This is a genomic window from Streptomyces sp. PKU-EA00015, assembly GCF_013387495.1.
GTDB lineage: Bacteria > Actinomycetota > Actinomycetes > Streptomycetales > Streptomycetaceae > Streptomyces.
This window is the reverse complement of sequence record NZ_JABZEE010000074.1, coordinates 1-26,682: the sequence shown is the minus strand read 5'-3', so window position 1 is coordinate 26,682 and position 26,682 is coordinate 1. Positions and strand designations below refer to the sequence as shown.

Sequence of the window (26,682 nt, the reverse complement as noted above, 5' to 3'; positions counted from 1 at the left end):
CCGGGCTCGCGGGCCCTGGCACGCACGCTCGCCGCGTTGTCGTCGGTCGCCATGGCTCCGCCATTGTCTTCCTCCTCCGCCTTGCGATCGCACGCACCAGACCCTCCCCCTACGCCCTGCGGGCGTGGGGGGACCCCCACTCACTGATCCGGCCTGATCCAAACGAAAGACCCTAGGCGCCGCGGCGTGCCGACTCGGCCGACCGCGTCGTCTTCGCCAGGTCCACCGCCGACTTGAGGCTCAGGCCCGGTGCGGCTTCCCGCAGGGCCTTGATCGCCGGGATCGAGTCCGCGGGGCCCGTCACACCCGCAGCGTCGAGCCGCTGGCGCACCCAACGGGCCTGCAGGTCCTCGTGCGTCGTGGCCGACGCGTCCTCGACGATCTCCAGGGCCCGCTGGAGTCCGGGACGTTCCTCCGGGGTGGCCCGGTCCAGCGCGGCGCGGACCGCGGCGACGATGCTGTCCGCGTCGCGCAGCACGATCACTGACTGTTCCTGCTTGGTGAGTCCGAACATACGGTGATCGTGTTCCATGAAAGGCCTGTCCTCAACGCAGTTGAGCCTCTTCAGAGCTTCGCCCGCCCCGGCCCTGTCTCGTACAGCTCGCGGGCGATGTCCGCCACCGCGGCCTGCGCCCGGCGCTGGAGACCCGGGCCGAAGGTGATGCGGGTCGCGCCCAGCCGGCCGAGCTCGGCCACCGGCGGGTCGGACGCGGGCGCGAACACGTTGATCGGGGCCTCGGTGGCAGCGCGCAGCAGCGGCAGCTGCCCGGACGGCACACCGATCGGGTAGACACAGTCCGCGCCCGCCTCGACATACAGCCGGATGCGGGCGACGGCCTGCGCCGGGTCGCCCGCCGCGCGCAGGAACGTGTCGACGCGGGCGTTGACGAACAGCGCGTCACCCGCCTCCGCGCGGATCTCCGCCAGCCAGTCGGCCTGCCGGTGCGGGTCCTTGAGGGTCTTCGTCGCGCGGTCCGTGTCCTCGATGTTGCAGCCGACCGCGCCCGTCTCCAGCAGCCGTTCCACCAGCTCCTTCGGCGGCAGGCCGTAGCCGTCCTCGACATCGGCGCTCACGGGGATGGCGACGGACCGTGCGATACGGGTGACGGCCGCGAACATCTCGTCGGCCGGGGTCTCGCCGTCCTCGTGGCCGAGGGACGCCGAGACCCCCGCGCTCGGCGTCGCGAGGGCGGGAAAGCCCGCGTCGGCGAACGCGCGGGCGCTCGCCGCGTCCCACGGCCCCGGCAGGACGAGCGGATCGCCGGCCTCGCGTCCGTGGTGAAGGGCGCGGAACGCCCCAGCGGTTGCGGTCATCTCGCTCCCCTTCAGTGCTTCAGCGAGCCGGGCGTGTAGTGGCCGGGGACGAGCCGCCCCGCCACGCCGAAGCGGTTCCAGACGTTGATCACCGCGATCGACGCGATGAGATGGGCCAGTTCGGTCTCGTCGAAGTGCTGGGCCGCCTTCTCGTAGACCTCGTCGGGGACGAAACCGTCCGTCAGGACGGTCACCGCCTCCGTCAGTTCGAGTGCGGCGAGCTCCTTCTCGGTGTAGAAGTGCCGCGACTCCTCCCACGCGCCCAGCTGCACGATGCGCTCCACCGACTCGCCCGCGGCCAGCGCGTCCTTGCTGTGCATGTCGAGGCAGAACGCGCAGTGGTTGATCTGCGAGGCGCGGATCTTCACCAGTTCCAGCAGGGTCGGGTCGAGGTTCTTCCGGGCGGCTCCGTCCAGCCGGACCACGGCCTTGTAGACATCGGGGAGGAGTTCGGAGACGCGGATACGCGGCTCGACTTCGGTGGCGCACGTGTCGTTCGTCGTCATGGTGACGACCGTACGGGCCGTGTGGCTCAGCGGTATGGTCCATTCTCATGACGGATTCCTGGGCCACTTTCGGTGCCGACCTGCATCTGGAGCTGCGTGGCACCCGGCTGCGCAGCGGACTCATGGACGCCCTGCGGGAGGCGGTCCGCACCGGCAGGCTCATGCCCGGCACCCGGCTGCCGTCATCCCGCTCCCTCGCCGCCGACCTGGGCGTCGCGCGCAACACCGTCGCCGACGCCTACGCGGAACTGGTCGCCGAGGGCTGGCTCGTCGCACAGCAGGGCTCGGGAACCCGGGTCGCCCAGAGGTCCGCGCCGCGCAAGCCGCCGTCGGGGGAGGCCCGGGTGCGGGCGCGGCCCGTACGCCGCGGGCCGGCCTACAGCCTGAAGCCGGGAAGCCCCGACCTCGCGTCGTTCCCGCGGGCGGAGTGGCTCAAGGCCGCGCGCAGGGCGCTGACCGCCGCACCCCACGAGGCGTTCGGCTACGGCGACCCGCGCGGACGCATCGAACTGCGGACCGTGCTCGCCGACTACCTGGCCCGCGCCCGCGGTGTGTACGCCGCGCCCGAACGGGTCGTCGTCTGCAACGGCTTCGTGCACGGCCTGATGCTGATGGGCAGGATCCTCGGGAGACGGCGGGTGCGGGAGGTGGCCGTCGAGTCCTACGGGCTCGACGTCCACCGGAACCTGCTGACCGGGGCCGGGCTCGGCACGCCCGCGCTGCCCTTCGACGACGCCGGCACGTGCACGGAGGGGCTGGGCGGGATGCGGGGCGCGGGCGCGGTGCTGATGACGCCCGCGCACCAGTTCCCGCTGGGCGTTCCCCTGCACCCCGACCGGCGCGCCGCGGCCGTCGACTGGGCGCGCAGGACGGGCGGTGTGATTCTCGAGGACGACTACGACGGCGAGTTCCGCTACGACCGCCAGCCCGTCGGCGCCCTCCAGGGACTCGACCCCGAACGCGTCGTCTACATGGGCACAGCGAGCAAGTCCCTTGCGCCAGGGCTGCGGCTGGGGTGGATGGTGCTGCCGGAGAGCATGGTCGGCGAGGCCCTGGAGGCCAAGGGCCACGAGGAGTGGGCCTGCGGCGCGCTGGATCAGCTGACGCTGGCGGAGTTCATCGCCTCGGGCGCGTACGACCGGCACGTACGCGGGATGCGGCTGAGGTACCGGCGGCGGCGCGACCAGCTGGTGGCGGCGCTGGCCGAGCGCGCCCCCGCCGTCCGCGTCAGCGGGATCGCCGCCGGGCTGCACGCGGTGCTCGAACTCCCGCCGGGCACCGAGCGCCAGGCCGTCCGCTCCGCGGCCTGGCACGGCCTCGCGCTGAACGGCCTCTCGAACTTCCGCCACGCCGACGCGCGCGCCGCCGACCGTGAGGGACTCGTCGTCGGGTACGCGACGCCGCCGGACAGCGCCTGGGCGGGAGCGCTGGAGGCGCTGTGCAAGTCGCTGGAGTAGCCGTGCCCCCGATGCCCGATGCCCGATGCCCGATGCCCGACGCCGGGCGGCGGCCCGGACGGGGCCGACCGGCGAAATGCCCGCGGGCGGGTGAACCGGCGGGTCGCGGCTCAATCCGTGAGGACCGCCCGGAGCTGGTCGAGCCCCCAGTCCAGGTCCTCCTTGCTGATCACGAGCGGCGGCGCGATCCGGATCGTCGCACCGTGGGTGTCCTTGACCAGGACACCCCGGTCCATCAGCTTCTCCGAGACCTCCCGGCCCGTGCCCAGGCCCGGCGCGACGTCCACACCCGCCCACAGCCCGCGCCCGCGCACCTCCGTCACGACGCCGCGCTCCGCGAGCAGGCGGAGTTCACGGTGCAGGTGCTCGCCCAGCTCGGCCGCCCGCGCCTGGAACTCGCCGGTGCGCAGCATCGCGATGACCTCGAGCGCCACCGCGCAGGCCAGCGGATTGCCGCCGAACGTCGACCCGTGCTCGCCCGGCCGGAACACCCCGAGGACCTCGGCGGACGAGACGACCGCCGACACCGGCACCACACCGCCGCCGAGCGCCTTGCCCAGGACGTACACGTCCGGCACGACTCCCTCGTGCTCGCACGCGAAGGTCTTTCCCGTCCGTCCCAGGCCCGACTGGATCTCGTCCGCCACGAACAGCACACCGCGCTCCCGCGTGAGCCGGCGCACTCCGGGGAGGTAGCCGTGCGGCGGGACCAGCACGCCGGCCTCGCCCTGGACGGGCTCCAGCAGCACCGCCACCGTGTTCGCGGACATGGCCGCCTCGAGCGCGGTCAGATCGCCGTACGGCACGATCTCGAAGCCGGGCGTGTACGGGCCGTAGTCGGCCCGGGCCTCGTGGTCGGTCGAGAAACTGATCAGCGTGGTCGTGCGGCCGTGGAAGTTGTTCGCCGCGACGATGATCTTCGCCTGTCCCTGGGGGACGCCCTTGACCCGGTAGCCCCATTTCCGGGCGGTCTTCACCGCCGTCTCCACCGCCTCCGCGCCGGTGTTCATCGGCAGCACCGTCTCCATGCCGCACAGCTCGGCCAGCTGGGCGCAGAAGTCCCCGAACCGGTCGTGGTGGAAGGCGCGGGAGGTGAGCGTGACCCGGTCGAGCTGGGCCTTCGCCGCGTCGATCAGCCGGCGGTTGCCGTGGCCGAAGTTGAGGGCCGAGTAGCCGGCGAGCATGTCGAGGAACCGGCGCCCCTCGACGTCGGTCATCCAGGCGCCGTCGGCCGTGGCGACGACGACGGGGAGGGGGTGGTAGTTGTGCGCGGTGTGCGCCTCCGCGGAGGCGAAGGCGGAAGTCGTGGTCGACACGGGTGCTCCGATCGTCAGGACGGACCAGCCGATGAGGGACGGCGCCCCGTCCCCTGGACGGTGCCCGGATCCGGGGGTTTGCTCCCGTTTCTATCGTCGCTCGCCGTGCGGACGGGTAAACCGGGCTGTCGGCGTGCCCGTCAGGGGCTAGGGTGGGCGATACGTGCGGCGACTGGCGTACGGGGAACCGACCCCGAGGAAGCCGCGCGGGGCAGTAACGCGTGGTGTCGATCGCCTGGGCACCCCGGGACCACGACCGATGTCACGGACCGTCCCGGAGGACACCATGGCCCTTCCCCTGCCGCACCCCGCGCTCGCCGCCGCCGACCCCGAACTCGCCGCCCTCGTCGGCGCCGAGGAACTGCTCCAGGCCGACACCCTGCGACTGATCCCCAGCGAGAACTACGTCTCGGCCGCCGTGCTGGAGGCGTCCGGCACGGTTCTGCAGAACAAGTACAGCGAGGGCTACGCGGGCCGCCGCTACTACGAGGGCCAGCAGAACATCGACCAGGTCGAACGGCTCGCCGTCGCCCGTGCCACGTCCCTCTTCGGCGTCGACCACGCCAACGTCCAGCCCTACTCCGGCTCCCCGGCCAACCTCGCCGTCTACCTCGCGTTCGCCCGGCCCGGCGACACCGTGATGGGCATGGCGCTGCCGATGGGCGGCCACCTCACGCACGGCTGGGGCGTCTCGGCCACCGGCACGTGGTTCAGGGGTGTGCAGTACGGCGTGCGCCACGACGACGGGCTCATCGACTTCGACCAGGTGCGCGACCTCGCCGTCAAGGAGCGGCCCAAGGTCATCTTCTGCGGCGGCACCGCGCTGCCCCGCACCATCGACTTCGCCGCCTTCGCCGAGATCGCGCGGGAGGCCGGCGCGGTGCTGGTCGCCGACGTCGCCCACATCGCCGGTCTCATCGCGGGCGGCGCCCACCCGTCGCCCGTGCCGCACGTCGACGTCGTGTCCACCACCACCCACAAGACCCTGCGCGGGCCGCGCGGCGCCATGCTGATGTGCCGCGAGGAGCACGCCAAGGCCGTCGACAAGGCCGTCTTCCCGGGTCTCCAGGGCGGCCCGCACAACCAGACCACCGCCGCGATCGCCGTCGCCCTCCACGAGGCGGCCCAGCCCTCCTTCCGCGACTACGCCCACGCCGTCGTGGCCAACGCCAAGGCGCTCGCCGCCGAGCTGCTCGCGCGCGGCTTCGACCTGGTCTCCGGCGGCACCGACAACCACCTGATCCTGATCGACCTCACCTCGAAGGACGTCCCCGGCAAGGTGGCGGCCAAGGCGCTCGACCGGGCCGGGATCGTCGTCAACTACAACACCGTGCCCTTCGACCCCCGCAAGCCCTTCGACCCGTCCGGCATCCGCATCGGCACCCCCTCGCTGACCTCCCGCGGCCTCGGCACGGAGCACATGGCCGCGGTCGCCGAGTGGATCGACCGCGGTGTCGCGGCGGCGGCCAAGGGCGACGAGAGCGCGCTGGCCGCGATCCGCGCGGAGGTGTCCGACCTGATGTCGGCGCACCCGGCACCGGGCCTGCCCGCGTAGCCCGAGGCGGCCGGTGCCAGTCGGTCCGGGCCGGCGGCCCCGGACATGCCGGTCGGCCCGGACAGCCGGTCGGCCCGGCCGGTCCTGGCGTCCAGGCCGGCCCACCACCGTGCGTCCGCGGGGCTCGACGCCGCTGCCGTCGGCTCCGGCTCCGTGGACGAGCTGCTCCGTGCCCACGGCGCCGGACCGTCCGCCCCGGAGCCCGCGGCTCGCCGCCGAGCGGCAGTGCGCCCGGCCCGCACGGCGGAGCCCACTGTGTTCCTCGTCTCATCGGCCGCGATCCGCAGCAGCCACGGTCCGAACCTCTCGCCGTCCCGGAACCGGCCCAACGCTCGATATGCCCTGAGGAACCCACCTGCACCACATTCCTCCGCGTCCGCGCCCGTACCGAAGGCGGCCTCCAGGGCCCCCTCCCCCCGCCTCGTGCAGGAATGCACCGGCGGCCGGACACCGGTTCCGCACCTGAGAGAATGTGGAGCATGGCCTCAGTTCGCCCGCCCGTCGCCCACCACCACCCTCAGGGGAATGGCACCGCCATGCAGCGTCGACCTCGTGTGCTCTCCGGAATCCAGCCCACCGCCGGCTCGTTCCACCTCGGCAACTACCTCGGCGCCGTCCGCCAGTGGGTGGCCCTCCAGGAGTCCCACGACGCGTTCTACATGGTCGTGGACCTGCACGCGATCACCGTTCCGCAGGACCCTGCGGAGCTGCGTGCCAACACCAGGCTCGCCGCCGCCCAGCTGCTCGCCGCGGGGCTCGACCCCGAGCGCTGCACGCTGTTCGTGCAGAGCCACGTGCCCGAGCACGCCCAGCTGGCGTGGGTGATGAACTGCCTGACGGGCTTCGGCGAGGCGTCCCGGATGACGCAGTTCAAGGACAAGTCCGCCAAGCAGGGCGCCGATCGCGCCTCGGTCGGCCTGTTCACGTACCCGATCCTGCAGGTGGCGGACATCCTGCTGTACCAGGCCAACGAGGTCCCGGTCGGCGAGGACCAGCGCCAGCACATCGAGCTGACCCGCGACCTGGCCGAGCGTTTCAACGGCCGCTTCGGCGACACGTTCACCGTCCCCGCGCCGCACATTCTCAAGGAGACGGCGAAGATCTACGACCTCCAGGACCCGTCGATCAAGATGAGCAAGTCGGCCTCCACGCCGAAGGGCCTCATCAACCTGCTCGACGAGCCGAAGACGACCGCGAAGAAGGTCAGGAGCGCGGTCACCGACACGGACACCGTGATCCGTTTCGACGCGGTCGAGAAGCCGGGCGTCAGCAACCTGCTCAGCATCTACTCCACCCTCACGGGTACGGCTGTGGCCGATCTGGAGCGGAAGTACGAGGGCAAGGGCTACGGTGCGCTCAAGACGGACCTCGCCGAGGTGATGGTCGAATTCGTCACACCGTTCCGCACCCGGACACAGGAATACCTGGACGACACGGAGACGCTGGACTCCATCCTGGCCAAGGGCGCGGAGAAGGCCCGCGCGGTGGCCGCGGAGACGCTGGCCACCACGTACGAGCGGGTGGGCTTCCTCCCGGCCAAGCACTGAGCGCGAGGACCGCGAGGACCGGGCGCGAGCACCGAGCGCGCCCGGACGCGCACCGAGCGCACACCGGAAGGCCGCCGGGCGGAAGGAGTCGAAGGACCTGTGTCCAAGGACTCTGGCCGAACCGGCGGTACAGCAGCCACACTGGCGCTGCACACCCGCGCAGGCTGTCGACAGCAGCCCGCGCACCGAGACTGAGGAGAACGACGTGGGGACCGTAACGCTCGGCGTTTCGATCGCGGTCCCGGAGCCGTACGGCAGCCTGCTCCAGGAGCGGCGTGCGGGCTTCGGGGATCCCGCCGCGCACGGCATTCCGACTCACGTCACCCTCCTGCCGCCGACCGAGGTCGACTCCGCCGCGCTGCCCGCGGTGGAGGCGCACCTCGCGGCCGTCGCGGCGGCCGGGCGGTCGTTCCGGATGCGCCTGTCCGGCACGGGCACGTTCCGCCCGCTGTCGCCCGTCGTCTTCGTCCAGGTCGTCGAAGGCGGCTCGGCCTGCTCGTGGCTCCAGCAGCGGGTGCGGGACGCGTCCGGCCCGCTGGTGCGCGAGCTGCAGTTCCCGTACCACCCGCATGTCACCGTCGCCCACGGCATCTCCGAGGAGGCGATGGACCGGGCGTACGAGGAGCTGTCGGAGTACGCCGCCGAATGGACCTGCGCCTCCTTCGCCCTGTACGAGCAGGGCGCGGACGGCGTGTGGCGCAAACTGCGCACCTTCGCCTTCGGGGGCGGCGTCCCCGGAGTCCCCGCTCAGGGCGCACCGGTCGACGAGCGGGCCACCACCGCCTGACCGCCTCGCCGCCGTACCGGCGCCTGGGGGCACTGGCGGCGCGATCGCCGGGTAGGCGTACGGCATGGACTGGCTGATCAAGCTCCCCGTCGTCGGCCCGCTCGCCGCCCGCCTGATGCGCACGCACGCCTGGCGCAGCTACGAGACCCTGGAGCGGGTGCACTGGACGCGGCTGGCCGCGGCCGTCACGTTCCTCAGCTTCCTCGCCCTCTTCCCGCTGATCACGGTGGCCGCCGCGATCGGTGCCGCGCTGCTCGACCAGGAGGCGCTGGACACGCTGGAGAACAAGATCTCCGACCAGGTGCCGGGCATCTCCGACCAGGTCGACGTCAACGGCCTCGTCGCCAACGCGGGAACAGTGGGTGCGGTCGCCGGCGCCCTGCTGCTGTTCACCGGCATCGGCTGGGTCGGCTCGATCCGGGACTGTCTGCGGGCCGTGTGGGAGCTCGACGACCAGGACGAGGGCAATCCGCTGGTCCGCAGGCTCAAGGACGCGGGCGTGCTGGCAGGACTCGGAGGCATCGGTCTGGCCTCGCTCGCCGCCTCCGCGCTCGGTTCCACGGCGGTCGGGTGGAGCGCGGAGAGGCTGGACCTGGAGCAGGGCGGGATCGGCGGCGTCCTCCTGCGCCTCGCCGCCCTCGTGGTCGCCGTGCTCGCCGACTTCCTGATCCTGCTCTACGTCCTGACGCTGCTGCCCGGCGTGCAGCCGCCGCGCCACCGGCTGGTCGTGGCCGCCCTGATCGGCGCGGTCGGCTTCGAACTGCTCAAGATGCTGCTCGGCGGCTACATGCAGGGCGTCGCGACCCGCAGCATGTACGGCGCCTTCGGCGTGCCGATCGCGCTCATGCTCTGGATCAACTTCACCGCCAAACTGCTGCTGTTCTGCGCCGCCTGGACGGCGACGCGGAGCAGCGGCGACGGCGTCAGGAGCGCGGGAGGCGGCGCATCCTCTCCGGAAGCGGCCAGCGGCGCTTGACGAGGAACGCGCCTGCGGCCAGCAGCACCAGCACGCCGGCCGCGACGGCGAGTGCGACGCCCATGCCGCCCGAGCCGTGCTGGGCGGCGGCCACGGGCTTCGCGGGCGCCCCCTTGCCGTCCTTGACCGGCTCGGCCGTCGGAGCCGTCCCGGCCGACTTCGGCGGCACGAGTTCACCCACCGGGGTCACCTTGCCGGCCGCCGCGAAGCCCCAGTCGAGCAGCCGGGCGGTCTCCTTGTAGACGGCCTGGCTCTCCTCGGACTCCGGGTTCATGACCGTCACGAGCAGGACCCTGCCGTCCCGTTCGGCGACACCGGTGAACGTCGCTCCGGCGTGCGTGGTGTTTCCGTTCTTGATGCCCGCGATGCCCTTGTACGGCTCGATCCCGGCCGCCCCGGTGAGCAGGCGGTTGGTGTTCTGGATCTCGAACGACTCGCGCTCCTCGCCCTCCTTCTGCTCCCCGGGGAAGCTCGCGCGGACGGTGGAGCAGTACTCGCGGAAGTCCTTCTTCTGCATGCCGCTGCGGGCGATGAGCGTGAGGTCGTACGCGGAGGAGACCTGACCGGGCTCGTCGTAGCCGTCCGGGGAGACGACGCGCGTGTCGAGTGCCTGCAGCTCGTCGGCGTGCGCCTGCATGTCGTGGACCGTCTTGGCCATGCCGCCGTTCATCTCCGTCAGCACGTGCACGGCGTCGTTGCCGGAGCGCAGGAATACACCGAGCCACAGGTCGTGGACCGAGTAGGTGTGGTCCTCCTTGACCCCGACGAGACTGCTGCCCTCGCCGACGTCCGCGAGGTCCTGGGCGGTCACCCTGTGGACGGTGTCCTTGGACAGCTTGGGCAGCACCGTGTCCGCGAAGAGCATCTTCATCGTCGAGGCGGGGGGCAGGCGCCAGTGCGCGTTGTGGGCGGCGAGCACGTCGCCGCTCTCGGCGTCCGCGACGATCCACGAACGGCCGCTGACGTCCTTCGGCAGGACCGGCGCGCCCGCGCCGAGCCTCACCTGCGTGCCCGGCTTGCCGAGTTGGGCCCCTCCGACCGTCGACATGGTGGCCGGTGGCTTGGGCTGTTTGGTGCCTGGCTTGTCGTCGAGCGTCGCCGCGGACGCGGGCGCGGCGGTCAGGGCGGGCAGCATCGCGGAGGCCGCGGCGGCGAGCGCGACCCTTCTCGCGAACGGTTTCAGGGCAGCAGACAGAGCAGACACGGACGAGAACGTACAGGGCGTTGCTGAAAATATGGAGATCGGCCCGCTGACCCGCCGGGAGCGACGCCGGGACAGAGCACCCCGCGAGGCCCGCTCGGCGGACGCCCGCGATACTTGACTCATGAAGCTCAGCCGCCCCGTGTCCTGGTTCCTGCTCGCGTTCGGGGTATGGAGCTGGTTCATCTGGATCACTTTCGTCAAGAACCTGTGGCAGGACGCCAGTGGGCTCGCGTTCGACGACGCGGGCGACCCGACCGGGTACTTCTGGGTCCATCTGCTGCTCGCCATCACGTCCTTTGTCCTGGGGACGACCATCGGCATCATCGGGTTGCGCGGTCTGCGCGCATTGCGCCGTGAGCGCACGCACAAGGGGTAGGGGAACGCGTTCGTGGTCGCTGTCGTCGTGCTCGTGATCATTCTGGTCGTCGCCCTGCTCGCGGGCGCGCATTGGTACGTGTGGCGTCGCCTGGTGCGCGACACGACCGTGCCGGGCGGGACCGCCCGCAGGGTCGGCACGGCGGTGCTGTGGGTGCTGCCGCTGCTGTCGCTCGGCGCGCTGATGTCGGGCCGCGCGGGCGCACCGTTCGCGGTGCAGCAGGTGGTCGCCTGGCCCGGCTTCCTGTGGCTCGCGGTGCTGCTGTACCTGGTGCTGGCGCTGGTTGCGGGCGAGGCGGTGCGCCCTGTGCTGCGGCGTTACCTCGCCCGTCGTGCACCGGCCTGCGGCGACGCCGCGTCCGCGGGTGCTGCGGCCTCCGGCGCCGGTCGGCTCGCCACCCCGGCCGCCGTCTCGCCGGCGCCCGCCGGCGTCCTCGCCGAGGCCGAGGCCACTGTTCCTGCCGGGCCCGCGGGCTCGTCCGGCGACGGGGCCGTTGCGACGAAGGCCCTCGTCCCGCCGGACACGGGTGACGCCGCGTCCGAGGGGACCCGTACGGACGCACCCACATCCGGCGGGGCGCTCTCGCGGCGGCTGTTCGTCGCGCGGGTCGTCGGCGGCGCGGCCGCCACCGTCGCGCTGGGGACCGTCGGGTACGGCACGTACGGCGTCCTGCGCGGCCCCCGCGTCAAGCGCGTCACCGTTCCGCTCGCCAAGCTGCCCCGCGCCGCCCACGGCTACCGCATCGCCGTCGTCAGCGACATCCACCTCGGGCCCATCCTGGGCCGCGCCCACACGCAGCGCATCGTCGACTCCATCAACGCGGCCCAGCCCGACCTCGTCGCCGTCGTGGGCGACCTCGTCGACGGCAGCGTCGCCGACCTCGGGCCCGCCGCCGAGCCGCTCGCCGCGCTCCGTTCGCGCGACGGCGCGTTCTTCGTGACGGGCAACCACGAGTACTTCTCGGGCGCGGACGCGTGGGTCGACCACGTCCGCGAGCTGGGCCTGCGACCGCTGCGCAACGAACGCGTCGAGATCGCGGGCGGTTTCGACCTCGCCGGCGTCGACGACGTCGCGGGCGAGAGCGAGGGGCAGGGCCCCGACTTCGCGAAGGCGCTCGGTGACCGAGACCGCTCCCGCGCGGCCGTCCTCCTCGCGCACCAGCCCGTCGTCATCCACGACGCCGTCGAGCAGGGCGTGGACCTCCAGCTGTCCGGGCACACCCACGGCGGCCAGCTCTGGCCCGGAAACCTCGTCGCGGGCCTGGCCAATCCGACCGTCGCGGGTCTGGAGCGCTACGGCGACACGCAGTTGTACGTCTCCCGCGGCGCGGGCGCGTGGGGCCCGCCGGTGCGCGTCGGGGCCTCGTCCGACATCACCGTCGTGGAGCTCGCCTCACGCCAGGCGTGAGGGGGCGCGGGATCAGCCGCGCGGGCGTGGCCCGCGTCCCGTGCCTGTCGGTCGGCGCGGGCGTGTGGAGGCTGTGGGAGCCGGACCGGCGGTGACCGCGGGCGGGTGTCCGCTCAGTCCTCGCCGCCCGCGTCCCGGGAGCCGGAGACGGAGTCCGAGCCGTCGCCGCTCGCCTTGCGGGCGGCGACGGTGTGCGCCATCCCGGGCAGGAAGTCCGTGAACAGCTCGTGCACCTCGCGCACCAGCGGCCGCAGCACCCGGAACCGGGCGAGCGCCACACCACGGGCGGTCAGCCGGGCGCCGCGGACGGCCAGCCGCCGGCTGCGCTCGCTGTTCTCGGAGCGGTCGAACACCCAGTACAGGACGAGGCCCATCTGGGAGAGCCACATCAGCTCCGGGAGGATGTCCCGCAGTTCCTCGGCCACCTTCGCCTTCGAGCCCGCGAGGACCTCGCGGTGGACGGCGATGGCCTCCTCGCGGGCGTGCTCCGACTCGGGGGAGAAGGGGCTGAGCGGGCTCTCGGGGTCGGCGGCGTTCTTGAAGAACTGCGCCGCGAACTCGTGGTAGGGCTCGGCGATGTCCAGCCAGGCGGTCAGGACGCCCGCCATCCGCGCCTCGAAGTCGGTCTCCTTGTCCAGCACGGGCCGGACCGCCGCGCGGTGCTCGGCGGCGATCCGGTCGTAGAAGCCCTGGACGAGGTGTTCCTTGGAACCGAAGTAGTAGTACGCGTTCCCCACCGAGACGCCGGCCTCTTTGGCGATGGCCCGCATCGTCGTCCTGTCGTAGCCGCGTTCCTGGAAGAGCCGGAGGGCGGTCTCCAGGATCAGCGTGCGAGTCTGTTCGCTCTTGGGCGCCTTCGCCTCGGTGGGGTCCTTCGGATCAGTCACGGTGCCCGAGCCTAACGGGGGACGGCGCACTGCTCCGCGCAGGGCGACGCGGTGCCGGGACGGCCCACGGCCTCGCGGTACTTGGCCGCGGCGAGCATGGTGACGCGGACGAACGGCGCCCCCGCGGGGGTGGCCAGCCAGTGGGCCCTGGACCGGTACTCGGCCAGCGCCCACAGGCAGACCACCCAGGCGGCCTGGCCGGTGTAGATCTGGCCGCTGTCCCCGATCACGGTGATCTCCCGCAGCGTCCGGGCGTGGTCGAGCTCCGGATACCTGCGCTGCGCCTCCACCGATCCGGCGGGTACGGCACGCAGCGGGACGAGCTGCCGCTGCCGCAGCAGCCAGCTGCGCAGGTGGACGCAGAGGGGGCAGTTCGCGTCGTAGAGGACGGTCAGTGCGCGGACCGGGGCGGGCACCGCCGTCACGCCCCGGCGGGACCGGCGGCCGGTCCCTTCCACGGGTCGGCGGGGGACTGCCGGGTCCAGCCCTGCGGTCCGACCGGCGGGGTCTGCTCGCGCTCCATGACACCGCGTCGGCGGATCTTGTTGAGCACGTAGACGTTGCCGAGGTGCATCACGCCGAGGACGAGCAGCACGACGCCGATCTTCACCGACAGGGCCTCGAGGAGGCCGCGTGCGTCGGTGACTGCCTCGGAAGACCTCAGATAGAGGGCGACGAAGCCCAGATTGACCAGGTAGAAGCCGACCACCAGCAGGTGGTTGACGGCGTCGGCGAGCTTCTCGTTCCCTTTGAGCACGTCGGCGAGGAAGATCCTGCCGTTCCGGCTGAGGGTGCGGGCGACCCAGACGGTGAGCGCCACGCTGATCAGCAGGTACGAGACGTATGCGACAACAGTGAGGTCCATGCCCCACCCTCCCTTGAACATGTTCAAAAGCTGGTGCACATGACTGTAGACCTCCTTTTGAACATGTTCAAGTCAGGTGGTCGGGGGTCGGGCGTGCGGCGGCTGTACGCCGTCGAGGACGTCAGCGGCAGACAGGCGACGGTGGTCCCGGAGGCGTTCCTCGAACGCCCTCCCTCCCCCCGCGAGTTGCCCAGCCGCGGCTGGTTGTCAGAGGGGGCTTCTACTCTTCCGGCATGGCACACGTGAGGTTCGTCGACGAGACGACATCGGGAACCCGGCGTGACGCCCTCGGACTCCAGATCGCCGAGGAGCGCCTCGCGCTGCGCGAGCTCATCCGCCGCCGCGCCGCCGAGGAGGCGGGCGAGGGGGGCGAGGACCGGGAGCGCGCGGGCGAGCGTGCCGTCGAGGCCTTCGGGCGGGGCGGCTTCCTGGTGCTCGTCGGCGACCGCCAGATCACCGAGCTGGACGAGACCGTCGACCTCGGCGCCGCCACCGAGGTCACCTTCCTCCGGCTCGTCCCGCTGGTGGGTGGCTGACATGAGCCGTGCTCAGATCACGCGCCGGAGCCGGATGGACGAGCTCGGCACCGCCCGCTCGCTGCACCAGTACCACGAGTTGATCACGCTGGTGCGCGAGGAGCAGGAGGCCGGCGGTCAGTTGCCGGGACCCTTCGTCGCGCTGCTGCGCCGCACCATGCTGGACACCTACGCCCACTCGCCCGAGTTGCAGGCCCTGCTCGACCGCATCGAGGACCCGGTGCTCAACCCGGGCGAGGCCTGGGCGGACCGCGCCCTCGCCGACGCCGCCGAGCTCGGGGACCCGGGACGGCGGCTGCTCATGCACCTGAAGCAGGCCACCGCCGCCAAGCCGTCCGCCGCCTGGAACAGGACGGCGGCCGCACTGATCGACGAGATCGGCGCGGAGGCCGCCCGCCGCCTGGTGCTCGACTGGCTCGACCGAACCGGCTCGCCGCGCACCCATCCGCTGCACGTCGCCCCCCGGGACCACGACCACAACGCGCTGTTCGACCCGTACAACACCGACGCGCTGCGCGGCCTCGCCTGGCTCGCCGCGCTGCTGCCGCCGTCGCAGGACGTCGCCCGCGCGCTCGGCGCCCTCGTGGAGACCGCGCTGCGCAAGGTCCGCGGCATCGGCCCCCGCGCCCCCAAGGTGGCGAACGCGGGCGTGACCGCCCTGTCCCTGGCGGAGGGCGACGCCGCGCTCGCCGAGCTCGCCCGGCTGTCCGCCCGGGTGACGTACAAGGGCACGCTCAAGCAGCTGGGCGCCGCGCTCGACGCCAAGGCCGAGGCCCTCGGCCTGACCCGCGAGGACATCGAGGAGCTGGCCGTCCCCTCGTACGGGCTCACCGAAGTGGGCCGGGGCGAGCGGCAACTGGGCGACAGCACCGCCGTCCTGGAGATCCACGGCGGCAAAGCGGTCCTCACCTGGCGCACCGCCGCCGGCAGGACGGTCAAGTCCGTGCCCGCCGCCGTCCGGCGCGACTTCCCCGACGAGGTCAAGGAGCTGCGCGCCGCGGTCAAGGACATCGACAGGATGCTCACGGCCGTCTCGGAGCGCCTGGACCGGCTGTTCCTGGCCCGCCGCGGCTGGGAGTTCTGGAGCTGGCGCGAGCGCTTCCTCGACCATCCGCTCGTCGGGGCCCTCGCCCGTCGGCTGATCTGGCTGGTCGGGGACACACCCGTCGCGTTCGACGGCACGGACATCCGCACCCTCGAGGGCGACCCGGTCTGCGTCTCGAAGGCGGGGGCCCGCGTCGAGCTGTGGCATCCGGTCGGGCGGCCCGACCGCGAGATCGCGGCCTGGCGCGACCGGCTCGAACAGCTCGGCGTCACCCAGCCGTTCAAGCAGGCGCACCGCGAGGTGTATCCCCTCACCGACGCCGAGCGCACCACCGGGACGTACTCCAACCGCTTCGCCGGCCACATCCTCGGCCAGTACCAGTTCAACGCCCTGGCGGCGGTGCGCGGCTGGACTGCCAAGCTGCGGCTGTGCGTCGACGACGCGTACCCGCCGGCCGTCCGCGGACTGCCCGAGTGGGGTCTGCGCGCGGAGTACTGGATCGAGGGCATCGGCGGCAGCGAGGACGGCGACCTCACCGACTCGGGGGCATACGCCCGCATCACCACCGACCAGGTCCGCTTCCACCGGATCGACGCCCCGGCGAACTGGGCGCACGCGGGCGGCGGGGAGTACCGCCCGAGCACCAACCGGTTCAGCCGCACCGCGCCCGCCGAGCCGGTGCCGCTCAGCGAGGTCCCGGCGCTCGTGCTCTCCGAAGTCCTGCGCGACGTCGACCTGTTCGTCGGCGTCTCCTCCGTGGGCAACGACCCCACCTGGCAGGACGGCGGCCCCCGCGGCCGTTTCCGCGACTACTGGAGCGCGTACGGCTTCGGCGAGCTGTCCGCGACGGCCGCGACCCGCAGGGACCTGCTGACCCGGCTCGTGCCCCGGCTCGCGGCAGCCGACCGGTGCACGGTCGAGGGCCGCTTCCTCCACGTCCGCGGCGACCGCCACGCCTACCGCATCCACCTGGGCTCCGGCAACGTGCTGATCGACCCGTATGAGCGCTATCTGTGCATCGTCCCCGAGCGGGGAGCGACCGCCGCGGACACCGGCTTCCTGCCGTTCGAGGGCGACCGGATGCTCACCGTGATCCTCAGCAAGGCGACACTGCTGGCGCGGGACTCCGAGATCACGGACCCGACGATCCTGAGCCAGCTGTGATCCGCCGGGTCCTCGCCGGCTGACAGGCGAGGACCCGGCGGACCGGGCAAGCGGGCCGCAGCCGCCGCTTACATGCTGCTCAGCGAGCGCGCGTAGTTGATCTGCCCCATCACCTGCTGGAAGGTCTCCGGGCCCCGCGCCGGGATCATCGTCGAGTGGTGCTTGCCGTTGCTGGTGACGGTGACCTGGATGAAGCCGGTCGTCTGCTTCTCCTTCATGAGCAGGAAGAGCAGACCGAGCAGGCAGAAGATGAAGAAGACGATGGCGAGCACGATCGCGTGCGTCGGGATCTTCTCCTCGGTGCGGGACATGTCCGTCGCGTTCCACACCGCGCCGCGCAGCGGCATCGACCCGGCGGGCGTCACGATCGAGTCGCCCATGACGGTGATGTCACCGATCGACACCAGCGGCTGACCGCCCGTCGGGGCGGGCGGCCCGCCCGTCACCGGGACCGGCACACCGGCGGGCTGCGTCTGCGCGTAGGAGGGAGGCGGGTCCTGGGGATAGCCGTAGCCCGGTGCCGCGTTCGGGTAGCCGTACGCCGGCGTCCCCGGCGGCTGCGTCGGCCCCCACTGGTACTCGGGCTCCCCGTCCCTGTACGGATTGGGCTCGGTCATCTCGTCCCCGCTTTCCTGCTGCGTCACGTCAGACGTTCCCCGATCCTGCCAGGTCCGCCCCCGGTCGGTGAAGCCCGTACGGCGATACGGGCAAGGGCCTCGACTCCACGGGCGGGAGTCGAGGCCCTTGACGCCACGTCACACGAAGATCTGTGGCATCTGTTGCATCAGAAGCGGCGCGTGATCAGCGCGCGCTTCACTTCCTGGATCGCCTTGGTGACCTCGATACCACGAGGGCAGGCGTCCGTGCAGTTGAACGTGGTGCGGCAACGCCACACGCCGTCCTTGTCGTTGAGGATCTCCAGGCGCTGCTCGCCCGCCTCGTCACGCGAGTCGAAGATGAAGCGGTGCGCGTTGACGATCGCCGCCGGGCCGAAGTACTGGCCGTCGTTCCAGAACACCGGGCACGAGGACGTGCACGCGGCGCACAGGATGCACTTGGTGGTGTCGTCGAAGCGCTCGCGGTCCTCGGCGGACTGCAGACGCTCACGCGTCGGCTCGTTGCCCTTGGTGACCAGGAACGGCATCACGTCGCGGTACGCCTGGAAGAACGGCTCCATGTCCACGACCAGGTCCTTGAGGACCGTGAGGCCCTTTATGGCCTCGACCGTGATGGGCTTCTCCGGGTTGATGTCCTTGATCAGCGTCTTGCAGGCGAGCCTGTTCTTGCCGTTGATCCGCATCGCGTCGGAGCCGCAGATGCCGTGCGCGCACGAGCGGCGGAAGGTCAGCGAGCCGTCGACGTCCCACTTGATCTTGTGGAGACCGTCGAGCACGCGCTCCTTCGGGTCGATCTCGATCTGGAAGTCCTCCCAGACCGCCGCGTCCGAGACCTCGGGGTTGAAGCGGCGGATCCGGAAGGTGACCGTGATGTACGGAGAGGCGGCCTTGGCCACCGCCTCGGCCTTGTCCATGACGGGGGTAGCCATCAGTACTTACGCTCCATCGGCTGGTAGCGGGTCTGGACGACCGGCTTGTAGTCGAGACGGACGGTCTCGGAGCCGTCGTCGCCCACCTCGCGGTACGCCATGGTGTGGCGCATGAAGTTGACGTCGTCGCGGTTGGGGAAGTCCTCGCGGTAGTGACCGCCGCGGGACTCCTTGCGGGCCAGGGCGGAGACGGCCATGACCTCGGCCAGGTCGAGCAGGTTGCCCAGCTCGATGGCCTCCAGCAGATCCGTGTTGAACCGCTTGCCCTTGTCCTGGATGGACATGTTCAGGTACCGCTCGCGCAGCTCCGCGATCTTCTCGACCGCGGTCTTGATCGTCTGCTCGGTGCGGAACACCATCACGTTGGCGTCCATCGTCTCCTGGAGCTCCTTGCGCAGCACCGAGACGCGCTCCGAGCCCGTGGAGTTGCGCAGGCGCTCGACCTGCTCCTGGACGAACGACGCCGGGTTCTCGGGCAGGTCGACGTAGTCGGCCTTCGCGGAGTACTCGGCGGCGGCGATGCCGGCCCGCTTGCCGAAGACGTTGATGTCCAGCAGCGAGTTGGTGCCCAGGCGGTTGGCGCCGTGCACCGAGACGCAGGCGACCTCACCGGCGGCGTACAGACCGGGGACGACGGTGGTGTTGTCGCTGAGGACCTCACCCTCGACGTTGGTCGGGATGCCGCCCATGGCGTAGTGCGCGGTCGGCTGGATCGGGATCGGGTCCGTGTAGGGCTCGATGCCGAGGTACGTGCGCGCGAACTCCGTGATGTCCGGGAGCTTGGCGTCCAGCTGCTCCGGCGGCAGGTGGGTCAGGTCCAGGAAGACGTGGTCGCCCTCGGGACCGCAGCCGCGGCCCTCGCGGATCTCCGTGTAGATGGAGCGCGAGACGACGTCACGGGACGCGAGGTCCTTCATGACCGGCGCGTACTTCTCCATGAAGCGCTCGCCGTCCTTGTTGCGGAGGATGCCGCCCTCACCGCGGGCGCCCTCCGTCAGCAGGATGCCCATGCGCCAGATGCCCGTCGGGTGGAACTGGAAGAACTCCATGTCCTCCAGCGGCAGACCGCGGCGGTAGCAGGCGGCCTGGCCGTCACCGGTCAGGGTGTGCGCGTTGGAGGTCACCTTGAAGAACTTGCCGGTGCCGCCGGACGCGTAGATCACGGCCTTGGCCTGGAAGATGTGGATCTCGCCGGTGGCCAGCTCGTAGGCGACCACGCCGGCGGACGTCTTGACGCCGTCGACCTCGGTGATCAGCTGGTCCAGGACGTAGAACTCGTTGAAGAACTCCACGCCCTCCTTGACGCAGTTCTGGTACAGCGTCTGGAGGATCATGTGGCCGGTGCGGTCCGCGGCGTAGCAGGACCGGCGGACCGGGGCCTCGCCGTGGTTGCGGGAGTGGCCGCCGAAGCGGCGCTGGTCGATGGTGCCGTTCGGGGTGCGGTTGAACGGCAGGCCCATCTTCTCCAGGTCGAGGACGGCGTCGATGGCCTCCTTCGCCAGGATCTCGGCGGCGTCCTGGTCGACCAGGTAGTCACCGCCCTTGACCGTGTCGAAGGTGTGCCACTCCCAGTTGTCCTCCTCCACGTTCGCCAGTGCGGCGGCCATGCCGCCCTGCGCGGCGCCCGTGTGGGAGCGGGTCGGGTAGAGCTTCGTCAGCACGGCGGTGCGGCTGCGCTTCGTCGCCTCGATGGCGGCGCGCATGCCGGCGCCGCCGGCGCCGACGATGACGGTGTCGTACTTGTGGATCTTCATGAGTGGATTACCTCAGCCCCGTGCCTAGCGGATGTTCGGGTCGAAGGTGAAGATCACCAGCGTGCCCAGAAGGATGGTGAACACCGTGGCGGTGTACAGCAGGCCCTTGAGCCACAGACGCGTGTTCGCGCGCTCCGCGTAGTCGTTGATGACGGTGCGGAGGCCGTTGGCGCCGTGCAGCATGGCAAGCCACAGCATCAGCAGGTCCCAGGTCTGCCAGAACGGGGACGCCCAGCGGCCGGCCACGAAGGCGAAGCCGATCTTGGAGACGCCGCCGTCGAGCACCAGCTGGATCAGCAGGTGGCCGATGACCAGAACGACGAGGACGATGCCCGAGAGGCGCATGAAGAGCCATGCGGCCATCTCGAAGTTGCCCCGGGTCGCCTTCGGGGTCTTCTTGGTGCGCTTGCGCGGGGCCTCGATGTACGGGGCCGGGTTGTCGACGTCATAGACGCGCCCGCCCTCGACCTCGCCGATGGAGGAAGAAACCTCAGTGGACATCTCTCGCCTCAGCTCCCGAACAGTTCACGAGCGGCATGGCCGAGCACGGGGTACAGCGCTCCAGCCATCAGCACAATCCAGACGGCCATCACTGACCAGAGCATCTGCTTCTGGTAGCGCGGGCCCTTGGACCAGAAGTCCACGGCGATGACACGCAGGCCGTTGAGCGCGTGGAAGAGAATCGCGGCGACGAGGCCGTATTCGAGGAGCGCGACGATCGGCGTCTTGTAGGTGGCGACGACCTCGTCGTACGCCTCGGGGGAGACACGGACGAGCGCGGTGTCCAGCACGTGTACGAACAGGAAGAAGAAGATGAGGACGCCGGTGACTCGGTGAGCCACCCAGGACCACATTCCTTCCCGGCCGCGGTACAGCGTTCCAGCCGGCACGGAAGAACCCTCCGGGAGCGGGGATTGGGGCCTGCCGGCTTGGGATTGTCGGTCTGGCCCGGCCGGGTACGGTCCACCGGCCCCGGCCATCGTAGCGACGTGTTGTCGGTTCGTTCGCGCCGGGTCCGCAGGTGTGATCAAACAGGCAGCCAAAAGGCCCGGACGGGCTAGACGCGGCGCCTTGCGGACACCCGACGTCGAATTACGGACGGCCGGCCATGGCCCGGGCCACCCGGGCGCGCGCGAGGGCGCGCAGTTCGTCGGCGGAAACGGACCGTTCTTCGTCAGGTTCGTGGGAGAGCCGGCCGTGGATACCGGTGAGTAGTTGATCGAGATGCTCGTCCGGGCCGTATTTCTCGAGACAGATGACGAACGCGTGCCCGAATCGGCTCTCGTAGGCGGCGTGCGCGGCCGCGAGCGCGGTGTGCGCCGCCTGGGGTGCGCGGGGGTGCAGGGCGGCGGAGGACTCGCGGGACAGCGCCTCGTGCATGTCGCTGGGGGTGAGGTCGTACCCGGCCTCGTCGCAGGCGGCCAGCAGCGCATCGAGGTCGGGGTAGGGCCGGTGGGCCGCGACCCGGCGGGCCCAGCGGAGGCTTCCGCAGCAGGTCAGCAGGAGGGCCTCGGCGGCCTCGGGCGGAGCGCCGTTGAAGTGCGCGAGTCCTCTCGGCGTGCCGTGCCGGGGAGGTATGGGCGAGGGGGCGAGAGTGCTCCAGGTGGAGCGGAGTGTCGGCGGTCGCTCAGGGGTGCCGGCGTGGGAATCGCTGGACAGCGGGGACTCCTCGAAAAGCCAGCGGGACGGCTGGAAAGGGAGGGAAGGATGAGTCGCAACGCTATCGACGGGTGTCGAGAGTTGTCCGATGGATGCGCAAATTTCACCCGAACGGGAGAGTTTGGGCTCATGCGATGGACGTCGAGGGTGGAGGCTGGACAGGACGGCCGGTGTACTTCGATCGGGTTCATCCGCATCCGGGAGGTTTTCCGCATGATGAGGCGTTCGCGAAAGAGGCAGGTCGCCGCGGCGACGGCCGCCGCCGTCGCCGTCCTCTCGGGCACCGTGACCGGCTGCTCCGACGACGGACAGGCGGCGCCCCTCACCGCCCCGGACCGGGCCGCACCCGGCACTCCGTCCCCCACTCCGAGCCCCACCCGCAGCTACGTCCTGTCGAGACCGCCCGCCACCATCCCCTCCGTACGCGACCACCAGGCCGCCCGCGGCCCCGGCTGGAGCCGCACGGCGGAAAGCGCCGTCGTCGTCGCCAAGGGCAACGAGGAGCTGGCGGACGAGGGCCGCCTGATCGCCCAGGAGCTGAAGCTGGGCTTCCGGGGCACGAACGCGGCCCGCTCCGGCGACGTGGAACTGGCGCTCACGGGCGGCGGCGCCCCCGAGTCGTACACCCTGGCCACCCGGGGCGGACGAGTCCGCATCACCGGCCCCGACGAGGCCGGCGTCTTCTACGGGACCCGCACCCTCAAGCAGGCCGTGCGCTCCGGCGGCGCGATGCCCGAAGGCGTCGTACGCGACCGGCCCGACCGCCCCCAGCGCGGACTGAACGTCGACATCGCCCGCAAGCACTTCACCGCCGGATGGATCGAGGACCGGCTGCGCGAGATGGCCGACCTCAAGCTGAACCAGCTCGGGCTGCACTTCTCCGACGACCAGGCCTTCCGCATCCAGTCCGACTCGCACCCCGAGATCGTCTCCGATCCGCATCTGACCAAGGCCGAGGTCCGCCGCATCCTGGCGCTCGCCGCCCGGCTGCACATCACCGTCGTCGGCGAGATCGACTCGCCCGGACACCTGGGCGCCGTGCTGCGCGCCCACCCTCAGCTCCAGCTGCGCAACGTGCAGGGAGTGCCCCGGCAGGGCGCGATCGACATCTCGAACCCCGGGGCGGCGAAGATCGTCGACGACCTGCTGCGCGAGTACACCGCGCTGTTCGGGGGCGCGTGGTTCCACGTCGGCGCCGACGAGTACCAGGCGCTGACCGTCAGCGACCCGGCCGCCTCCTACCCGCAGCTGGCGACGGCCGCCCGCGAGAAGTACGGCGCCGGAGCCGGCGTCCAGGACCTGGCCGAGGGCTGGCTGAACGACCGCGCGGCCGTGGTGCGCGACCGGAAGAAGCAGCCCAAGGCGTGGAACGACGGGTTCTTCACCGGGGGAGTGGTGAGCGCCGACAAGAACATCGAGGTCGAGTACTGGACGGGCAAGGAGATCGGGGCGCGCCCGCCCGAGGAGTACCTGGCCGAGGGCCGCAAGCTGGTGAACCTCAACGACGAGTACCTCTACTACGTGCTCGGCGAGCCGAACCAGTTCACGTACCCGACCGGCCGCCGGATCTACGAGGAGTGGACGCCGCTGGTGCTGCGCGGCACCCAGCCGGTGCCGCAGCGGTACTCGTCGCAGATCCTCGGCGGCCGCTTCGCCGTCTGGTGCGACCTCGCGAACTCCCAGACGCAGGACCAGGTCGCGGCGGGCATCCGCCGGCCGCTCCAGGCCACGGCCCAGAAGCTGTGGGACCCGCGCGTGCCCGCGCGCGACTGGCAGTCCTTCACGGAGCTGGCGCGGACGCTGGGCTGAGCGCGGGGCGGACGAGCGCCGGAGAAATTCGTTGACTATTGGACTTCAGCCACAGAGTGACGCATTCGAGCCATCGGGCGCAGAAAGAGCAGTGACTTCGTCGCCGATGGGAGGCGTCCGTATGACGTCCAAGAGCCTGACGGAACTGATCGCAGAGGCGGACGAGCGCGCTCTCGCCGCGAGCGGGCTCGCCTGCCTGGACCGCTGTCTGCCGCTGCTCGTCGACGAGATGGACGTGCTCCGCCCGCTGTGGTCCGGCATCGCCGCGGGCGAGGACGGCTGGGCCGATCGGCTCGCCACCGCCAGGGCCGCCCTCGACGCCGTCCCCGCCGCGGACGAGGCGGCCGCACCGGTACGGCAGATGATCGGCGCCGCGCCCTCCGAGTGGGTGGCCGAACGGCTCGCCGAGTGGGCCTCGGCGTGCTCCGCCCTGGCGCTCGAGGTCCACCAGGAGCTCGACCCGACCGACGGCGCCGACGGGCCCCTCGTCGCGGGGGAGGAGCGGCGCCAGATTCAGATCCTGGAGATCCTCCTGGCGACCGAGGGCACCGCCGGCCTGCGCCGTGCCATGGACCTGGCCACCGAGGGCCGGCGGGTGCTGCGCGCGGCGCTGTCCCGCAGAGCGCGCTCCCAGTCCTGACCGACGTTCCGGGACGACGGCGGCGGCCGGCGCCCCGTCAGGGCGCCGGCCGCCGCCGCGCCTGTCGGCTCAGCCCGCGGCGTACGGGGACGCGCCCGCCGCCAGGCGGATCGCCGGCAGGGCGGAGTACAGGGTCCTGCCCGGGCACAGGGTGGCGTAGCCGTCACGGTGTCCGGAGATCGTGTACAGCGTGGCCTTGTCGCCCTTCTTCCACACGCCGGTGTCGGCGGCCGCGGTGAGCGTCACCTTGGCCTCCGGGTCGACACCGTGCAGTCCCAGCTTCCACGCGGAGATGTCGGCGACGGCCTGCTGGGCCGCGGCCGTCGGCGTACCGCCGTTCTCGTAGTCGCCGAGCAGGGAGACACCGGACGAGTAGCCGTTGAAGCCGTACGTGTGGGCGCCCTGGACGGGCTTGTCCACGCCGCCCGCGCGGCCCTCGAACACCGTGCCGCACTTGTCGACGAAGAAGTTGTAGCCGACGTCGTTCCAGCCGTTCGTCTTCACGTGGTACGTGAGGATCGCGCGGATGATGGCGGGTGACTCGGAGCAGGCGTAGTCGTTCGTACCGGCCGTGTGGTGCACGAACACAGCGTCGACCTTGCCGAGGTACGCCGGCGGGTCCTGGACGAGCGACTCGTCCGCGCCCCACTCGGCCCGGCTCACGATCGCGGGCGCGGTCGGCGCGGGCGTGCTCTCACCCGGAGCCGGGGTGCCGCTCGGGTCGGCGGTCGGGACGTCCGTCGGGCCGGTGGACGGGGCCGGCTCCGACGGTGAGGCCGTCGGCTCCGCGGGGGCCGAGGACTCGGCCGGCGGCTCGGACGAAGGCTCGCTCGCAGACGGCGCCACGGTCGGCTCCTGCGACGGCGCGGGCTCCGACGGCTCGGCGGGCGTCCCGCTCGGCTCGGGCTCGGCGGAGGCGGTGGGCTCCTCGCTGACGGACGGCGTGGGCTCGGCCGGGGCGTCGCTCGGCGCGGCGGGCGTCTCGGACGGTGCGGCGGAGGACGCCTGGTCCGTCGGCTCACTGCCGGTGCTCTCGGAGGGCATGGTGGACGCGACCGGTTCCGACGGCTCCGCCGCCGGCTTACCGGGCGACTTCGACCGCTCGGGCTTCGCCGTCGTCCGGACCTTGCCGCCGCCGCTCACGCCCTTGGCGGTCTCGCCGTCCACCGTCCCCGGGTCGACCATGTCCAGCCGCAACGCCTTCGGGACCGCGGTCTCCTCGCCGTCGGCCAGGACCCGCGCCTCGACGGCGTCCGAGGGTCCCACCCACAGCGGCTCGGACGCGCCGCGCACGCCGGACGTGTCGCCCTCGGCGGACTCCGGCGCCTGGATGCCGAACTCGAGGTCGCGCCAGTCCGACCAGGTGCCCGCGTCCGCACTGCGGGTACGGATCTGGGCCGTGCCCTCGAAGGCGTCGGCGCTGTCCTCCCAGGACACACCCACCAGCGAGAACATCTGCGTGTCCGTACGCGGCAGGGTGCGCTGCTTCGGGTCCTTGCCGTCCAGCGGCAGAACGTGCGCCTTCGCCGGACGCCCGCTGTCGCCCGCGCCCGCGTCCCCGGAGGAACCGGTGACGGCCACGGCCGTCACCCCTCCGCCCCCGAGAACGACGGCTCCCGCCACCAGCCAGACCGTGCGTCGTGCCGTACTCGTCCGCGGTGCGCGGGCTCTTCTCGGACTCATGCCCCATCCCTCGTACGCAAGTGATCGACGCCCACGCGGAGTTGCCCCACCGGGGTGCGGCCGCGGACGTCCGCCGCGACCGCACTCCGATGGGCGGCAGGCCGGCCCCCCTCGGATCAGCGCCCGCCGTCTCTCCGTCCCGCCGCCGCGCAATGCCGACCGGGAACCCGGAATTCCGGAGCTCCGTGATCCTCATGCGGGAAAGCGGTTTCACGTGGAACCAGGCCGCGGTTATACACCATCGGGGAACGCGTGCGCGAGTGAGGGGAAGAAAGGGACGAACTGACGGCAAATCAGTAACCCATTGCCCCTGTATGTCCGGACGCTTGACGAGACATCAGTCACCTGATCCATAATCCGCTGCCGCGCTCGCGAGGTGGTCCTATCCCTGCTCGCGCGCAGATGAGCGGCACTGTTCAGGCGCGTCGGAATTCCCCGGCGGGCTTATTCGGCGTGCCGTTTTCGCCTGCGGAGCAATTCCGTTCGGTGGGTGCGGAGCGCCGTACGGAAAGGTATCGAGGTGAAAATCCCCTACGGGAGATATATCTCCTGTTTGGTGGTGTCGGCGGTGGCGGGAACGCTGCTGCCGCAGGTCGCCTATGCGGCCCCACCGTCTCCGCCAGGAAAGGACGACGACAAGGGCGTCGTC

General features: G+C 71.5%; 26 protein-coding genes, 1 pseudogene and 1 riboswitch. Of the genes and pseudogenes, 11 read left to right on the top strand and 16 right to left on the bottom strand.

Annotated elements, in window-relative coordinates:
* Positions 1 to 172: 172 nt before the first annotated feature.
* The 3 genes from HW130_RS32510 to HW130_RS32500 are packed head-to-tail and all read right to left on the bottom strand — an operon-like array spanning position 173 to position 1,820.
* Positions 173 to 514, bottom strand: coding sequence for a hypothetical protein (locus HW130_RS32510; protein WP_177153362.1), 342 nt, complete (start codon positions 512 to 514; stop codon positions 173 to 175).
* 50 nt (positions 515 to 564) lie between these two features.
* Positions 565 to 1,314 (bottom strand): isocitrate lyase/phosphoenolpyruvate mutase family protein, encoded by a 750-nt coding sequence (locus tag HW130_RS32505; protein WP_177153361.1) that lies wholly within the window; start codon positions 1,312 to 1,314, stop codon positions 565 to 567.
* An 11-nt stretch (positions 1,315 to 1,325) separates the two neighbouring features.
* On the bottom strand, positions 1,326 to 1,820 hold the full coding sequence (locus HW130_RS32500) for a carboxymuconolactone decarboxylase family protein (protein WP_177153360.1): 495 nt from the start codon (positions 1,818 to 1,820) through the stop codon (positions 1,326 to 1,328).
* Positions 1,821 to 1,867: 47 nt separating this feature from the next.
* Here HW130_RS32500 and HW130_RS32495 point away from each other — a divergent pair, with 47 nt between their 5' ends.
* The gene (locus HW130_RS32495) at positions 1,868 to 3,277 is read left to right on the top strand and encodes a PLP-dependent aminotransferase family protein (protein ID WP_177153359.1); all 1,410 of its coding nucleotides are present in this window, start codon (positions 1,868 to 1,870) and stop codon (positions 3,275 to 3,277) included.
* Between the two features lie 110 nt (positions 3,278 to 3,387).
* On the opposite strand, the gene rocD is transcribed toward HW130_RS32495, so the two are convergent.
* Positions 3,388 to 4,593 carry an ornithine--oxo-acid transaminase gene (rocD, locus tag HW130_RS32490; RefSeq protein ID WP_177153358.1) on the bottom strand — a complete coding sequence of 402 codons (1,206 nt, stop codon included), beginning with the start codon at positions 4,591 to 4,593 and terminating at the stop codon, positions 3,388 to 3,390.
* Positions 4,594 to 4,751: 158 nt separating this feature from the next.
* Positions 4,752 to 4,841, top strand: a riboswitch (ZMP/ZTP riboswitch).
* A 38-nt stretch (positions 4,842 to 4,879) separates the two neighbouring features.
* Between rocD and glyA the strand changes: the two genes are divergently transcribed.
* Positions 4,880 to 6,148, top strand: a complete 1,269-nt coding sequence (gene glyA / locus HW130_RS32485) for a serine hydroxymethyltransferase (RefSeq protein WP_177153369.1) — start codon at positions 4,880 to 4,882, stop codon at positions 6,146 to 6,148.
* A 275-nt stretch (positions 6,149 to 6,423) separates the two neighbouring features.
* On the opposite strand, the pseudogene HW130_RS36870 reads toward glyA, so the two are convergent.
* Positions 6,424 to 6,585: pseudogene (locus tag HW130_RS36870) on the bottom strand (sigma factor); the annotation flags it as partial.
* 99 nt (positions 6,586 to 6,684) lie between these two features.
* Here HW130_RS36870 and trpS point away from each other — a divergent pair.
* The 3 genes from trpS (at position 6,685) to HW130_RS32465 (ending at position 9,458) form a co-directional block, all read left to right on the top strand.
* Positions 6,685 to 7,695, top strand: coding sequence for a tryptophan--tRNA ligase (gene trpS, locus HW130_RS32475; RefSeq protein WP_177153357.1), 1,011 nt, complete (start codon positions 6,685 to 6,687; stop codon positions 7,693 to 7,695).
* 205 nt (positions 7,696 to 7,900) lie between these two features.
* Positions 7,901 to 8,482, top strand: a complete 582-nt coding sequence (locus HW130_RS32470) for a 2'-5' RNA ligase family protein (protein ID WP_177153356.1) — start codon at positions 7,901 to 7,903, stop codon at positions 8,480 to 8,482.
* 64 nt (positions 8,483 to 8,546) lie between these two features.
* Positions 8,547 to 9,458 (top strand): YihY/virulence factor BrkB family protein, encoded by a 912-nt coding sequence (locus HW130_RS32465; protein WP_177153355.1) that lies wholly within the window; start codon positions 8,547 to 8,549, stop codon positions 9,456 to 9,458.
* Here HW130_RS32465 and HW130_RS32460 read toward each other — a convergent pair.
* The gene (locus HW130_RS32460; protein WP_309140647.1) at positions 9,406 to 10,593 is read right to left on the bottom strand and encodes a D-alanyl-D-alanine carboxypeptidase; all 1,188 of its coding nucleotides are present in this window, start codon (positions 10,591 to 10,593) and stop codon (positions 9,406 to 9,408) included. The genes HW130_RS32465 and HW130_RS32460 overlap by 53 nt on opposite strands.
* Positions 10,594 to 10,783: 190 nt before the next feature.
* On the opposite strand from HW130_RS32460, the gene HW130_RS36445 reads away from it, so the two are divergent.
* Together HW130_RS36445 and HW130_RS32455 are read left to right on the top strand one after the other, a co-directional pair.
* Positions 10,784 to 11,038 carry an SCO4848 family membrane protein gene (locus HW130_RS36445; protein ID WP_256356482.1) on the top strand — a complete coding sequence of 85 codons (255 nt, stop codon included), beginning with the start codon at positions 10,784 to 10,786 and terminating at the stop codon, positions 11,036 to 11,038.
* Positions 11,039 to 11,050: 12 nt separating this feature from the next.
* Positions 11,051 to 12,445 (top strand): metallophosphoesterase, encoded by a 1,395-nt coding sequence (locus HW130_RS32455; protein ID WP_177153354.1) that lies wholly within the window; start codon positions 11,051 to 11,053, stop codon positions 12,443 to 12,445.
* Between the two features lie 113 nt (positions 12,446 to 12,558).
* Here HW130_RS32455 and HW130_RS32450 read toward each other — a convergent pair whose 3' ends face one another.
* The 3 genes from HW130_RS32450 to HW130_RS32440 are packed head-to-tail and all read right to left on the bottom strand — an operon-like array spanning position 12,559 to position 14,197.
* Complete coding sequence (locus tag HW130_RS32450; RefSeq protein WP_177153353.1) at positions 12,559 to 13,332, bottom strand: TetR family transcriptional regulator; 774 nt, start codon at positions 13,330 to 13,332, stop codon at positions 12,559 to 12,561.
* A gap of 11 nt (positions 13,333 to 13,343) precedes the next feature.
* On the bottom strand, positions 13,344 to 13,757 hold the full coding sequence (locus HW130_RS32445; RefSeq protein ID WP_375256609.1) for a thiol-disulfide oxidoreductase DCC family protein: 414 nt from the start codon (positions 13,755 to 13,757) through the stop codon (positions 13,344 to 13,346).
* Positions 13,754 to 14,197, bottom strand: a complete 444-nt coding sequence (locus HW130_RS32440; RefSeq protein WP_177153352.1) for a hypothetical protein — start codon at positions 14,195 to 14,197, stop codon at positions 13,754 to 13,756. Before HW130_RS32440 ends, HW130_RS32445 begins: the two co-directional genes overlap by 4 nt.
* A gap of 233 nt (positions 14,198 to 14,430) precedes the next feature.
* Between HW130_RS32440 and HW130_RS32435 the strand changes: the two genes are divergently transcribed.
* On the top strand, positions 14,431 to 14,733 hold the full coding sequence (locus tag HW130_RS32435) for a hypothetical protein (protein ID WP_177153351.1): 303 nt from the start codon (positions 14,431 to 14,433) through the stop codon (positions 14,731 to 14,733).
* A gap of 1 nt (position 14,734) precedes the next feature.
* A complete protein-coding gene (locus tag HW130_RS32430; protein ID WP_177153350.1) occupies positions 14,735 to 16,942 on the top strand; it encodes a DUF4132 domain-containing protein in 2,208 nt (735 codons plus the stop codon).
* 68 nt (positions 16,943 to 17,010) lie between these two features.
* On the opposite strand, the gene HW130_RS32425 is transcribed toward HW130_RS32430, so the two are convergent.
* The 6 genes from HW130_RS32425 to HW130_RS32400 all read right to left on the bottom strand — a co-directional run bounded on the left by HW130_RS32425 (position 17,011) and on the right by HW130_RS32400 (position 21,742).
* A complete protein-coding gene (locus HW130_RS32425) occupies positions 17,011 to 17,559 on the bottom strand; it encodes a hypothetical protein (protein WP_177153366.1) in 549 nt (182 codons plus the stop codon).
* 167 nt (positions 17,560 to 17,726) lie between these two features.
* Positions 17,727 to 18,488, bottom strand: a complete 762-nt coding sequence (locus HW130_RS32420; RefSeq protein ID WP_177153349.1) for a succinate dehydrogenase iron-sulfur subunit — start codon at positions 18,486 to 18,488, stop codon at positions 17,727 to 17,729.
* Positions 18,488 to 20,242 carry a succinate dehydrogenase flavoprotein subunit gene (sdhA, locus tag HW130_RS32415; protein ID WP_177153348.1) on the bottom strand — a complete coding sequence of 585 codons (1,755 nt, stop codon included), beginning with the start codon at positions 20,240 to 20,242 and terminating at the stop codon, positions 18,488 to 18,490. The genes HW130_RS32420 and sdhA overlap by 1 nt, the downstream gene beginning before the upstream one ends.
* A 24-nt stretch (positions 20,243 to 20,266) precedes the next feature.
* Positions 20,267 to 20,743 (bottom strand): succinate dehydrogenase hydrophobic membrane anchor subunit, encoded by a 477-nt coding sequence (locus tag HW130_RS32410; RefSeq protein WP_177153347.1) that lies wholly within the window; start codon positions 20,741 to 20,743, stop codon positions 20,267 to 20,269.
* A gap of 8 nt (positions 20,744 to 20,751) precedes the next feature.
* Positions 20,752 to 21,132: a succinate dehydrogenase, cytochrome b556 subunit gene (sdhC, locus tag HW130_RS32405; protein ID WP_177153346.1), complete on the bottom strand. Its 381-nt coding sequence runs from the start codon at positions 21,130 to 21,132 to the stop codon at positions 20,752 to 20,754.
* Between the two features lie 202 nt (positions 21,133 to 21,334).
* Positions 21,335 to 21,742 carry a 2-oxo-4-hydroxy-4-carboxy-5-ureidoimidazoline decarboxylase gene (locus tag HW130_RS32400; protein ID WP_375256610.1) on the bottom strand — a complete coding sequence of 136 codons (408 nt, stop codon included), beginning with the start codon at positions 21,740 to 21,742 and terminating at the stop codon, positions 21,335 to 21,337.
* Between the two features lie 375 nt (positions 21,743 to 22,117).
* On the opposite strand from HW130_RS32400, the gene HW130_RS32395 reads away from it, so the two are divergent.
* Both HW130_RS32395 and HW130_RS32390 read left to right on the top strand, forming a co-directional pair.
* Complete coding sequence (locus HW130_RS32395) at positions 22,118 to 23,710, top strand: glycoside hydrolase family 20 protein (RefSeq protein WP_177153364.1); 1,593 nt, start codon at positions 22,118 to 22,120, stop codon at positions 23,708 to 23,710.
* Positions 23,711 to 23,831: 121 nt separating this feature from the next.
* Positions 23,832 to 24,350, top strand: coding sequence for a hypothetical protein (locus HW130_RS32390; protein ID WP_177153345.1), 519 nt, complete (start codon positions 23,832 to 23,834; stop codon positions 24,348 to 24,350).
* Between the two features lie 69 nt (positions 24,351 to 24,419).
* Here HW130_RS32390 and HW130_RS36605 read toward each other — a convergent pair whose 3' ends face one another.
* Positions 24,420 to 26,033, bottom strand: coding sequence for an N-acetylmuramoyl-L-alanine amidase (locus tag HW130_RS36605; protein ID WP_218184225.1), 1,614 nt, complete (start codon positions 26,031 to 26,033; stop codon positions 24,420 to 24,422).
* Positions 26,034 to 26,682: the final 649 nt, after the last annotated feature.

Bases quoted from the DNA above. Each gene is read 5' to 3' on its own strand.
- HW130_RS32510 (WP_177153362.1), bottom strand. From the start codon at position 514: ATGTTCGGACTCACCAAGCAGGAACAGTCAGTGATCGTGCTGCGCGAC.
- HW130_RS32505 (WP_177153361.1), bottom strand. From the start codon at position 1,314: ATGACCGCAACCGCTGGGGCGTTCCGCGCCCTTCACCACGGACGCGAG.
- HW130_RS32500 (WP_177153360.1), bottom strand. From the start codon at position 1,820: ATGACGACGAACGACACGTGCGCCACCGAAGTCGAGCCGCGTATCCGC.
- HW130_RS32495 (WP_177153359.1), top strand. From the start codon at position 1,868: ATGACGGATTCCTGGGCCACTTTCGGTGCCGACCTGCATCTGGAGCTG.
- glyA (WP_177153369.1), top strand. From the start codon at position 4,880: ATGGCCCTTCCCCTGCCGCACCCCGCGCTCGCCGCCGCCGACCCCGAA.
- trpS (WP_177153357.1), top strand. From the start codon at position 6,685: ATGCAGCGTCGACCTCGTGTGCTCTCCGGAATCCAGCCCACCGCCGGC.
- HW130_RS32465 (WP_177153355.1), top strand. From the start codon at position 8,547: ATGGACTGGCTGATCAAGCTCCCCGTCGTCGGCCCGCTCGCCGCCCGC.
- HW130_RS32460 (WP_309140647.1), bottom strand. From the start codon at position 10,593: ATGCTGCCCGCCCTGACCGCCGCGCCCGCGTCCGCGGCGACGCTCGAC.
- HW130_RS36445 (WP_256356482.1), top strand. From the start codon at position 10,784: ATGAAGCTCAGCCGCCCCGTGTCCTGGTTCCTGCTCGCGTTCGGGGTA.
- HW130_RS32440 (WP_177153352.1), bottom strand. From the start codon at position 14,197: ATGGACCTCACTGTTGTCGCATACGTCTCGTACCTGCTGATCAGCGTG.
- HW130_RS32435 (WP_177153351.1), top strand. From the start codon at position 14,431: ATGGCACACGTGAGGTTCGTCGACGAGACGACATCGGGAACCCGGCGT.
- HW130_RS32430 (WP_177153350.1), top strand. From the start codon at position 14,735: ATGAGCCGTGCTCAGATCACGCGCCGGAGCCGGATGGACGAGCTCGGC.
- HW130_RS32425 (WP_177153366.1), bottom strand. From the start codon at position 17,559: ATGACCGAGCCCAATCCGTACAGGGACGGGGAGCCCGAGTACCAGTGG.
- HW130_RS32420 (WP_177153349.1), bottom strand. From the start codon at position 18,488: ATGGCTACCCCCGTCATGGACAAGGCCGAGGCGGTGGCCAAGGCCGCC.
- sdhA (WP_177153348.1), bottom strand. From the start codon at position 20,242: ATGAAGATCCACAAGTACGACACCGTCATCGTCGGCGCCGGCGGCGCC.
- HW130_RS32410 (WP_177153347.1), bottom strand. From the start codon at position 20,743: ATGTCCACTGAGGTTTCTTCCTCCATCGGCGAGGTCGAGGGCGGGCGC.
- HW130_RS32395 (WP_177153364.1), top strand. From the start codon at position 22,118: ATGAGGCGTTCGCGAAAGAGGCAGGTCGCCGCGGCGACGGCCGCCGCC.
- HW130_RS32390 (WP_177153345.1), top strand. From the start codon at position 23,832: ATGACGTCCAAGAGCCTGACGGAACTGATCGCAGAGGCGGACGAGCGC.
- HW130_RS36605 (WP_218184225.1), bottom strand. From the start codon at position 26,033: ATGAGTCCGAGAAGAGCCCGCGCACCGCGGACGAGTACGGCACGACGC.